Here is a 9282-nt window from a genome sequence, read left to right as displayed (position 1 = left end):
CCGCCTCCTGTAGGATCGAGCGCCACCTTAAGGTGGCTCCGAAGGCCGCTCGCGAGCGGCCCGTAAATCAGCCGCTTTTAGCGGCTCACACATCGAAACCCCCCGGCTTTGCCGGGGGATTGTTAGTTCGCCCCTCGACCCGAACCTGGGCGAGCCCTGCACGTTTCCGGAAGAACTGCGCGCTGCGGTTGAAGTGTCAGGGCGGCTAGAGTTCCTCCACGAAGGTCATTCAGGCAAGCGGGGCGTCGCAGCGCGTCCGGAGGGTCGACGGATGTTGTCGTGGATGCCTAAGCCGTTGCACACACCTGCTCGTTCGGTTGCGCGCCCCGCATCTGGGCGCTCGGCCTACTGGACGCGGCAACTCACGGTGTGGAACACCAGCCCGCGCCAACGACGCCGATCCGTCGTCACGGAGACCGCGGAGCCCGGAGGCGGGGGCGGGGGCTCCTCGGCTGCGCAAAGCTACGTGGATGAGAAGAAGTGATGCCCCGGATGTACCCCGGGATCCCCTCCCGCAGGTGCCGCGTCGTCACCTGGATCCTCTCCCCACACCCACACCGGCACTGGTGGACCCCCTTGGCGTTCTCCGCCTCCGCCCACGCCTTTGCCTCCCCCCTTCCGGTCGCCTGCCCCCGTGGTAGCATCACGCTTCCTTCGATGATCACCGGAGCAGTCGTAGACTCTTGGCCCAAGGTCAGGGGAGCCGACGCGAAGCTCTACAACAACGCGACGCAGGTCGTCCTCCTGCGCGACGGCACGCGCACCGTGCTGTCCATGCAGAACAACTATCAGGGCCCGCCGGACAAGTTCGCCATGGTGGTCCCCGTGCCCGTCGTCCTCCAGAAGGAGAACGTCAAGACCCTCGCGCGCGCCGTCTTCGATCGCATCGATCAGCTCAGCGCGCCGCTCGTCCGGATCGAAGCGCAGTTCGCGGTCGGCGAATACGACATCGTCATCCTCGGCGCCGACGATTCCTCCGCCCTCGATACGTGGCTCCGCCAGAATGGATATCGCATCCCCGACGGCGCCGAGCCGGTGTTCCGGCCCTACGTGCAGACGGGATCCAAGTTCTTCGTGGCCAAGGTCGATCCCGAGAAGGTGAAGTTCGACGCGAAGGGCATGGCCACGCTCTCGCCGCTCCGGTTCCATTACGACACCGAGACCTTTGCCTTGCCCGTGCGGCTCGGGCTCCTGAACTCGAAAGGCACGCAGGACCTCATCGTCCACGTCATCGCGAAGAAGCAGCGGTACGAGGCGGCCAATTATCCGAACCTCACGATCCCCACGAACATCGAGCTCAACGAGTCCGCGCTCGGCGCCTTCGGATCGTTTTACGTGGCGCTCTTCGATCAGACGGTCGCGAAAAAGCCCGGCGCGGTCGTGACCGAGTATGCCTGGACCGCCGGATCCTGTGATCCGTGCCCGGGGCCGACGCTCGACACGGGGGATCTCGCGACGCTCGGCGGCGATACCCTCGTGAGCCCGAAGGACACCGACCGCGGGCCCGGGGATCCGCCCGCGACCGGCATGTCGCCCTGGGAGGCTACGATCACCCGATTGCACGTCCGCTACACGAAGGACTCGCTCGGCGAGGATCTCGTCTTCCGCGCCGCGCCGCCGATCACGGACGGCAATGGCTGGAGCAACGGCCCCGACAAACACGCGGCGACCCCGGGCGCGCCGGGCGGCCAGAACATGTTTCAAGGGCGGTACATCGTGCGACACCCCTGGAAAGGCGACGTCACCTGCACGGATCCGATCTACGGGCGATGGGGCGACAATCCGAAGAAGCCCTCGGCGGCGCGGGATCTCGCGTTCGCGCCGCGGGAGGGCATCACGCTGTCTGCGCTCGTGGCCGAGGACGTGAAATCGATTGGGCTCCAGGGATCGCCGCCGAACATCGATCGAAATGTTCGCGTGCCGTGGACCGCGTATCTGCGCACGAGCACCGCCGCGATCGGGTTCGGGCTCGCCGCAGGGCTCGGGCTCCTCGGGTTCTTGCTTTCCCGGATGCGGAGGACGACGTGAGCGACGCGCCGAAAGACCTTGCCGAGGAGCGCCATCGCCTCGTGGCCATGGCCGCGGGCGTGCCGCTCTGGATGCTTTGCCTGCCGCTCGTTTTGCCATTTGGCGGCCGGGAATCGCTGCTCCAGATGGCGGCCGGGGACGCCGCGCCGGTGGCGATCCTCGCGGGGCTCGCATTCGCGCCCCTGTTCACGGGCGCCGTGGGGCTCGTGCGCGGCTTCAAGCAGGCGGCGCCGGGCCGGTGGCTCTTCGGCGTGCCCGCGGTGGCCGCGACGCTCGTGGCCCTCGGCATGATCCTCGTCATCACGCTCCTGCTCCTGATCGAGCCGACGTCCCGCTACCAACCCTTCGTCTGGGTCGGGCTCGTGGTGGCCCTCGGCGCGCTCGTTTGCCTCGTGTGGGGGTTTTTCCGCAAAGGCTGGCGGCGCTTCAGCCACGTCGTCGGAGGGATCTGGCTCTTGGGCCTGGTCCTCGGCATTTCGCTCCGTTTTTCGCCGAAGCCCTTTTTCACCGCTCCTTCGTGGGGCGAGTGGGCCTTCTTGTTCGGCCTCGCCGCGCTCGCCCCGCTCATCGTGTTCGCGCTCGCCCCGCGGCGGGCGTGATTCCATGCTAGCCTTCGCCCATGGCCGCACGACAGTTCCAGTTCGTTCCCATGGGCGAGCGGGCGCCGGAAGGCGCCGTCTCCTGCGACGGGCTCGTCGCGGGCGCGGCCCTCGATCTGAGCCACTGGGCGAAAAACCGGACGCCGAAGGCCTTCAAGGCCGATACCTCCGTCGAGATTGCGCTCTCGTTCGTCCGCGAAGCGTCGCCGGCCGAGGCGCCCACGGTCGTCGTGAACAACCATTTCGACGCGGATGGAGTGCTCGCCGTCTGGTCGCTGCTCGACCCGGAGACGGCCACCGCGCACGCGGAGCTCATCGTCGCGGCAGCCGAGGCCGGCGATTTCGAGGAGTGGCCGGCCGATACACGTGGCCTCTGGCTGAACATGGCGATCCGGCGCCTCGTCGTGCTGAAGCCCGAGGCAAGCGCGTATCCGATCGTGCTCGCATCGCTCGGCGAGCTTGTGCGGACCCTCGAATCACGCGAAGATCTCTGGGGGACGTCGTTCTCGGCGTTGCTCGAAGCCGAGCGGCGCGCGAACGCGGGGGACGTGGTCTCGTACGCCGTCGGCCCGATTCGCGTGTTCCACCACGGGCCAGGCGTGCCCGAGGCGCCGGGGGCCGTGCTTTCGAAGCTCGGTTCGACGGGGGAGGGCGTGCGGCGGCTCTTGCTCGCGTTCGAGGAGCCGGATGGCTCGTTCCGCTATCGGTACGAGCTACCGCGCTGGGCCTGGGCGGATACGGTCGTGCGGCCCGTGATCCCGGCGCCGAGCCGCAATGCGCTCGCCGCGGGTCTCGGGCCCGCGTGGGCGATGAAGGGCGTCGATTTCGGGATGACGGCCCTCCTGCGCACGACGGCGCCGATTCGTGAAGAGCCGCGCGCGATGGCGGAACGTTTCGTCTTGCTCGAGCGGTTCGAGGCCTGATCAGCGCGCTTCTTTGCCCACGAGCTCCGCGATCGAGCCGATCCCCTCGGCCTGCATTCGCGCCGAGATCCCCTCGTGGATCCGCTTCGCGAACGCGGGACCCTCGTAGATGAACGCCGTGTACGCCTGCACCAGCGTCGCCCCCGCCGCGATGCGCTCCCACGCATCGTCCGCATTCTCCACGCCGCCCGCGGCGACGAGCACCATCGAATCACCCACGCGCGCCCGGAGCCTGCGCAAAACCGCGAGCGCGCGCGCCTTCACAGGCCTGCCCGAGAGCCCGCCCGCGCCGATCTCCGCGACACGCGCGGCGTCCGTCGCAAGGCCATCCCGGCGGATCGTGGTGTTCGTCGCGATGATCCCATCGAGGCCAAGCTCCCGCGCGAGGTCGCCAATCGCGTCGATGTCCTCGTCCGCGAGGTCAGGCGCAATCTTCACGAGCAGCGGCACGCGTCGCCCAGGGGAAGCACGATCGAGCGCAGCGCGGACGTCCGCGAGCAGGGGACGCAGCTTCTCCGTCGATTGCAGGTCCCTGAGGCCCGGCGTGTTCGGCGAGCTCACGTTGACGACCATGTAATCGGCATGCGCGGCCAGGCGCTCGGCGCTCGCCACGTAATCGGCCGCGGCCTCGGATTCGGGCACGACCTTGGTCTTGCCGATGTTCGCGCCCACGATCACGCCGCCCGGCCGCCGCTTCGCGAGCCGCTCGGCCGCCGCGCGCGAGCCCTCGTTGTTGAAGCCCATGCGGTTGATGAGCGCCCGATCCGCCTCGAGCCGAAAGAGCCGCGGCTTCGGGTTTCCGCCCTGGGCCTCCCCCGTGACCGTGCCGATCTCCACGAACGCGAACCCGAGCGCGCCAAGCTCCTCGAACCCCCGCGCGTCCTTGTCAAACCCCGCGGCAAGCCCAAGCGGACCCGGAAAATCGACGCCAAACGCCCGCACGGCAAGGCGCGGATCCCGCGGGCCAAAGAGCCGCTTCCAAAGGGCGCGCACGCCAGGCAAGGCCATCAAAAACCGCAAGAGGCCAAAGCCGAGATGGTGGGCCGTCTCGGCGGACAGGCGGCGGAGGAGCAGGCGGAACAGCAAGCGGTACATCGGCCGGCGACGGCATACGATGCGGCGGGCGTGCGTCAAGGCGCGTCTTGCGCCTTGGTGTCGACGGTGGCAGGGAGTCCGAAGCCATGCGAGCCCCTGCGTTTTCCGTCGCCGCCCTGCTTTCCCTCCTCGCCCTCGTCCCGGCCTGCTCGAAGGACGAGTCGGCCGCGCCGCCCGGCCCGTCGCAGCAGCCAGCCGCGCAGGCGGGCCTGCCGGACCGCGACCCAGCGCTCGCCCGCAAGCTCGTGGCCGAGGGCGGCGTCTTGATCGACGTCCGCACACCCGAGGAGTACACGGAGCGCCACCTCGACAAGGCCACGAACATCCCCGTGGGCGAGCTCGAAACACGCCTCTCCGAGGTCGAAAAGCTCACGGGCGGCGACAAGACGAAGCCGATCGTCGTGCACTGCGCCGCCGGCCCGCGCGCCGCGCGCGCCAAGAAGATCCTGCTCGGCGCGGGCTACACGCAGGTCACGAACCTCGGCGGCATCAACGACTGGGACGCGAAGTGACGAAGATCAAGCCCTGAGCCGAGCGAGCCGCGCCGCGGCCTCGCGCATGCGCCCGGGCTCGCGGACGCGCCGCGCGCGGAAGAGCAGGTTGTGCGGCGTCACCGTGGGCGGGACGAACGCCGTGATCGTCACCTCGTAGCCTGCTGCTTCCAGCCGCAGCGCCCGCTCCGCGTCGACGAGCGACAGGATGAACCGCCGCCGCACCTCGGCTTGCCGCGGCATCCCGAGCGCGTCCGCCTTCGCCTCCGCCGCCGCGGCGAACGGGACGCTCGCCGCATAACAGCACGGCACCACGTACATCCATTTCGCGCCCGCCCGGCTCGCCGCGTCGAGGATCGCATCCGACGCCGCCCCGCACGCGTGCAGCGCCACCACGACCTCCGGCGCCTCGGGCCAGCACGCGGAATCGCCCACGTCGCCTGCTGCGAGCCCGAGCTCGATCCTCTTGCCGAGCCGCGCGGCTGCCGCCTCGCACGCGGCGATCCGTGTCGCTTTCCGCTCGATCACGTGGATGCGGGAGAACCCGAGCAGCGCGGCGCCGACGAGCCCCACGTACGCCTTGCCTGCGGCCGCGTCCACGAGGAGGGCATCTTTGCGATGTCGCTCGATTTCGCCGAGCAACGCGGCCACCTCGACCGACTTTTTGCGGTCCTCGCGCCGGAGCTTCGTGCCTTCCGCGACGATGAACAGATCGTGCAGCGCTCGCTCGACGGCCTCGGACGTGATCATGACGCAATCCTAACGTTGGTTCGTGGTACGGTGCGCACGTTTCCCTTCCGGAGATCCGCTTCTTCATGTCGGACCAAGACGCCTCGTCGGGGCGAACCACCTTCGCCGCGCTCTCGTCGGCTGCTCGTTTCGTCGTCGGATTTACGCTGGTCGCGGTGGCGTCCACCTTGACCATCCTGATCGCGCTGCTCCTGCTGCCGTTCCGTGTCCTCAGGATCAAGCTCTGCAACTATTACGGCAAGATCGTCGGGTATTCGATCACGCGGATCGCCGGCGTGAAGCCCGTCCTCCACGACGCGGAGCGCATCGGCCAGAACCATCCGGCCATTTACGTCGCGAATCACACCTCGACGCTCGACGCGTTCCTCTCGATCTGGCTTTGCCCCGTGGGCGGGTGCGGCGTGATGAAAAAAGAGGTCCTCCGGATTCCCTTCTTCGGCCAGCTCTACCTCCTGTCGGGGCACCTTTGGCTCGATCGGGCGAACAAGGGATCGGCCATCGCGGCGATGTCCGGCATCGCGAGGACGGTGAAGAAGCACGGGCTGTCGATCTGGATCATGCCGGAGGGCACGCGCAGCCGCGACGGTCGCCTTCGGCCGCTCAAGCTCGGCTTCGTGCACCTCGCCATCGCCACGGGCCTGCCCGTGGTGCCGGTCGTCCTCCACGGCGTGCACAAAAACTGGGTGAAGCACACGCTCTTCGTGCAGCCGACCACGGTGGACATCGAGGTCCTGCCGGCGATCGATACGTCCGGATGGCGCGCGGAGACGGCGCGCGAGCACGCGGCCGAGGTCTTCAACGTGTTCGTGGAGAAGCTGCGCGACGATCAGAAGCCGCTGCCCGGCGTGCCGGCGGTGGCCGAGAAAGAGAAGCTCGACCAAGCCGCGGCCTGATCAGCCTGCCGCCTTGGTTCCCATCCGCCGCTCGAACCGAAGCCGCAGCACCTCGTCCTCGAGCTCGTTCGCGATCACCATCGCTCGCCGCCGCGCCTCCGCGCCTTCCTCGCCGCCCACGATCCGCGCCAGCATGTTGAGCGCCATCGCGCGCATCCGCATGTGCCCGCCGTCGCCCGCGTGCCTGCACGCCTCCCGCGCGAGCGCCGCGCCTTCCTCCGGAAAACCTTGCTTCCAGCGCGCGTAGGCAAGCCCGTTTGCACGCCGCGCCCGCGCGAAGGCCGGCCCTTCCTCCGGGACGAGCCGGTAGAGCGCCTCCGCGGCCGCCGGATCCGGCTGCTTGCCGCCCCACGAGCGGTTTCGCTCGAAGGCGCGTTGATCGATCCACCGGGCGAACATGCAGGCGCGGTCGTAGGCGGGCATCGGCAGCTCGAACAAGGGCTCGATCTCGTCGAGCAGGCCGGGCACACGCGCGACGTCCTCCCGGCTCGCGACGAAGGCCTCCGTGAGCAGCGCCTCGATCCGCGCCTCGGGCGGCGCTTTTCCGAGCAGCGGGCGGATGCGGGCGAGGTGCGTCCGGGCAGCGTCGCGGTCGTCGGCGCGCAGCACGCACGTGGCGTGGGCGAGGGCGAGGAAGACGTGCGAGGTCGGATCTTCGCTCACCGGAGGCCGATCCCAGAGGCGCAAGAGGTCCTGGGCGAGGGGCAGGGGCAGGTCCGTGAAGCGCGAGTGATACGCGCCCATCCAGCGGGCCCGCTCCGTGAGCGCGTCCGGCAGGCCGAAGGCCAAAAGCGCGCGCGCCCCCCAGGTCCCGCCATCGCGCTGCCCACGCGTGCGCAGCCGGCGCAAGGCGCGCTCGATCGAGTAGACGTCGTCCTCGTAGCCGCGGAGGGACGAGAGCCGCTCGGCCACCGCCGTCAGCGAGCCATGCTGCGCGACGAGCCAGGTGACGTAATCCTCCCAGGAAAAGCCTGCGGGAGCAGCGTGTCCGGGTTCGTGTCCGGGCATTTTCGTCGCGGGGAGCGTATCAAGGTTCCGAAGCAACGAACAAGGAGGACGGCGATGGCACAGGAACCTGCATTTCACCTGGTGATCGATCTGGAAGCGACGTGCGACGAGGAGGGGCGCATCCCCGAGAAGATCATGGAGATCATCGAGATCGGCGCGGTCCTCGTGGACGGCGCGACGCTCGAACCCGTGGGCGAGTTCGCCACCTTCGTGCGCCCGGTCATCCGGCCGACGCTCACGGACTTCTGCAAGAAGCTCACGACGATCACGCAAGCAGACGTCGACGGCGCGCCCACGTTTCCAGCCGCGATCGAGGCGCTCGGGCGCTTCGTCGGCGAAAGGGACGCGCTCTTCGGCTCGTGGGGCGATTACGACCGCAAGCAGTTCGAGATCGACGCGACCCGCTGGGGCGTGCCGCTGCCGCTGCGCGGGCACATGAACATCAAGAAGCGCTTCTCCGCGGCCCTCGGAGAGACGACGCGCTACGGCATGTCGAGCGCACTCGAGCGGCTCGGGCTTCCACTCCTCGGGACGCATCATCGAGGCATCGACGACGCGCGCAACATCGCGCGGATCCTGCCTTACGCGATCGGACGTGTGCCCATCCCAGAGGTGCGGCCCACAGGATGAGACGGGACCTTGCCGCCGGCACGAGCTTTCTTGCCGGCGGCAGCAGGCCATGAAAGCATCGCGCTCGGGAGGATGATGTCCCGGGCGCGAACGAAGGCGATGACAGTGGCTCTGGCGCTCTCGAGCTCGCTCGGGCTCGCCGCGTGCACGAGCCACGTCACCGTCGCGCCCTCCGAGCTGCCGGCGCTCTCGAACGCGTCCCCCGGCCCGTCCGGCCCCTTTCCCACAATCACCACGAAGAGCGGCGCACGGAAGGTCGTCTACGGCCACCTCCAGACCGTCACAGTCCAGCGCAAGGAGGGCGCGCCACTCGTGTATCCCGCGCCCATTCGCTCGCTTTTGCGCAGCGATCGGCTCGTCGTGCGCACGCGCGACGACGCGCGCGAGATCCCACTCGCCGAGATCACCGAGGTCCAAGCCTCGTACGACGACTACCTCGTGCGCGACCGCGTCGCAGGCGGCGTGCTCCTCGGGACAGGGATGCCCATTTTCGTGGGCGGCGTGGTGACCGGCGCACTCGGTCTGACAAAGGATCTCGACACCGGCGCAGGCGTCGTGCTGTCGCTCTCGGGCCTCGGGATCGCCGGAATCGGTCTCTTGATGATGATCCCCGGAATGGTGCTCGCAAAAGGCGGGCCGAAGAAGCCCGCACCGGAGCCAGGGAAGACCGTGACAGTGTCGATCGGGGCAGGCGGGATCTCAGGTTCGTTCTAGGTGGGGATGGGTGTCGTCTGGGGGCGTCGCGCCGGGGCGCTGCCCCGGACCCCGCGGGGGCTGTCCGCCCCTCGACCCGGACCAGGCACGGCCTGGACCGAGGGTGGAAGAACTGCGCGATGCGCAGTTCTTCCAACGGGCCCGTTGGAAG

General features: G+C 68.9%; 10 protein-coding genes. 7 read left to right on the top strand and 3 right to left on the bottom strand.

Features of this window, described 5'->3' with window-relative positions; translation table 11 throughout:
• The first annotated feature begins 657 nt into the window (after positions 1–657).
• Genes KEG38_RS54515 through KEG38_RS54505 form a run of 3 tightly spaced genes read left to right on the top strand, consistent with a single transcriptional unit; the run spans position 658 to position 3550 of the window.
• A complete protein-coding gene (locus KEG38_RS54515) occupies positions 658–2028 on the top strand; it encodes a DUF2330 domain-containing protein (RefSeq protein ID WP_272429147.1) in 1371 nt (456 codons plus the stop codon).
• On the top strand, positions 2025–2627 hold the full coding sequence (locus KEG38_RS54510; RefSeq protein WP_272429145.1) for a hypothetical protein: 603 nt from the start codon (positions 2025–2027) through the stop codon (positions 2625–2627). Before KEG38_RS54515 ends, KEG38_RS54510 begins: the two co-directional genes overlap by 4 nt.
• A 20-nt stretch (positions 2628–2647) precedes the next feature.
• Entirely contained in the window at positions 2648–3550 is a 903-nt protein-coding gene (locus tag KEG38_RS54505) for a DUF6687 family protein (protein WP_272429144.1), read from the top strand.
• Here KEG38_RS54505 and KEG38_RS54500 read toward each other — a convergent pair whose 3' ends face one another.
• Entirely contained in the window at positions 3551–4645 is a 1095-nt protein-coding gene (locus tag KEG38_RS54500) for a quinone-dependent dihydroorotate dehydrogenase (RefSeq protein ID WP_272429142.1), read from the bottom strand.
• An 86-nt stretch (positions 4646–4731) separates the two neighbouring features.
• On the opposite strand from KEG38_RS54500, the gene KEG38_RS54495 reads away from it, so the two are divergent.
• Positions 4732–5157: a rhodanese-like domain-containing protein gene (locus KEG38_RS54495; protein ID WP_272429140.1), complete on the top strand. Its 426-nt coding sequence runs from the start codon at positions 4732–4734 to the stop codon at positions 5155–5157.
• 6 nt (positions 5158–5163) lie between these two features.
• Here KEG38_RS54495 and KEG38_RS54490 read toward each other — a convergent pair whose 3' ends face one another.
• Positions 5164–5886, bottom strand: a complete 723-nt coding sequence (locus tag KEG38_RS54490) for a methyltransferase (protein ID WP_272429138.1) — start codon at positions 5884–5886, stop codon at positions 5164–5166.
• Between the two features lie 65 nt (positions 5887–5951).
• On the opposite strand from KEG38_RS54490, the gene KEG38_RS54485 reads away from it, so the two are divergent.
• A complete protein-coding gene (locus KEG38_RS54485) occupies positions 5952–6779 on the top strand; it encodes a lysophospholipid acyltransferase family protein (protein ID WP_272429137.1) in 828 nt (275 codons plus the stop codon).
• Here the strand turns inward: KEG38_RS54485 and KEG38_RS54480 are convergent, their stop codons facing one another.
• Positions 6780–7787, bottom strand: coding sequence for a hypothetical protein (locus tag KEG38_RS54480; RefSeq protein ID WP_272429135.1), 1008 nt, complete (start codon positions 7785–7787; stop codon positions 6780–6782). It lies immediately after the preceding gene.
• Between the two features lie 54 nt (positions 7788–7841).
• Between KEG38_RS54480 and KEG38_RS54475 the strand changes: the two genes are divergently transcribed.
• Positions 7842–8417 carry a 3'-5' exonuclease gene (locus tag KEG38_RS54475; RefSeq protein ID WP_272429133.1) on the top strand — a complete coding sequence of 192 codons (576 nt, stop codon included), beginning with the start codon at positions 7842–7844 and terminating at the stop codon, positions 8415–8417.
• Positions 8418–8516: 99 nt separating this feature from the next.
• The gene (locus KEG38_RS54470) at positions 8517–9131 is read left to right on the top strand and encodes a hypothetical protein (protein WP_272429132.1); all 615 of its coding nucleotides are present in this window, start codon (positions 8517–8519) and stop codon (positions 9129–9131) included.
• Positions 9132–9282 lie beyond the last annotated feature (151 nt).

This window comes from Polyangium jinanense, assembly GCF_028435265.1.
Classification (GTDB): Bacteria; Myxococcota_A; Polyangia; order Polyangiales; family Polyangiaceae; genus Polyangium; species Polyangium jinanense.
This window is presented reverse-complemented; position numbering and strand designations above follow the sequence as displayed.

What these genes read in the sequence shown, in the direction of transcription:
- KEG38_RS54485 (WP_272429137.1), top strand. Translation starts at nt 5,952, where the DNA reads ATGTCGGACCAAGACGCCTCGTCGGGGCGAACCACCTTCGCCGCGCTC.
- KEG38_RS54495 (WP_272429140.1), top strand. Translation starts at nt 4,732, where the DNA reads ATGCGAGCCCCTGCGTTTTCCGTCGCCGCCCTGCTTTCCCTCCTCGCC.
- KEG38_RS54490 (WP_272429138.1), bottom strand. Translation starts at nt 5,886, where the DNA reads ATGATCACGTCCGAGGCCGTCGAGCGAGCGCTGCACGATCTGTTCATC.
- KEG38_RS54475 (WP_272429133.1), top strand. Translation starts at nt 7,842, where the DNA reads ATGGCACAGGAACCTGCATTTCACCTGGTGATCGATCTGGAAGCGACG.
- KEG38_RS54500 (WP_272429142.1), bottom strand. Translation starts at nt 4,645, where the DNA reads ATGTACCGCTTGCTGTTCCGCCTGCTCCTCCGCCGCCTGTCCGCCGAG.
- KEG38_RS54505 (WP_272429144.1), top strand. Translation starts at nt 2,648, where the DNA reads ATGGCCGCACGACAGTTCCAGTTCGTTCCCATGGGCGAGCGGGCGCCG.
- KEG38_RS54480 (WP_272429135.1), bottom strand. Translation starts at nt 7,787, where the DNA reads ATGCCCGGACACGAACCCGGACACGCTGCTCCCGCAGGCTTTTCCTGG.
- KEG38_RS54515 (WP_272429147.1), top strand. Translation starts at nt 658, where the DNA reads ATGATCACCGGAGCAGTCGTAGACTCTTGGCCCAAGGTCAGGGGAGCC.
- KEG38_RS54470 (WP_272429132.1), top strand. Translation starts at nt 8,517, where the DNA reads ATGACAGTGGCTCTGGCGCTCTCGAGCTCGCTCGGGCTCGCCGCGTGC.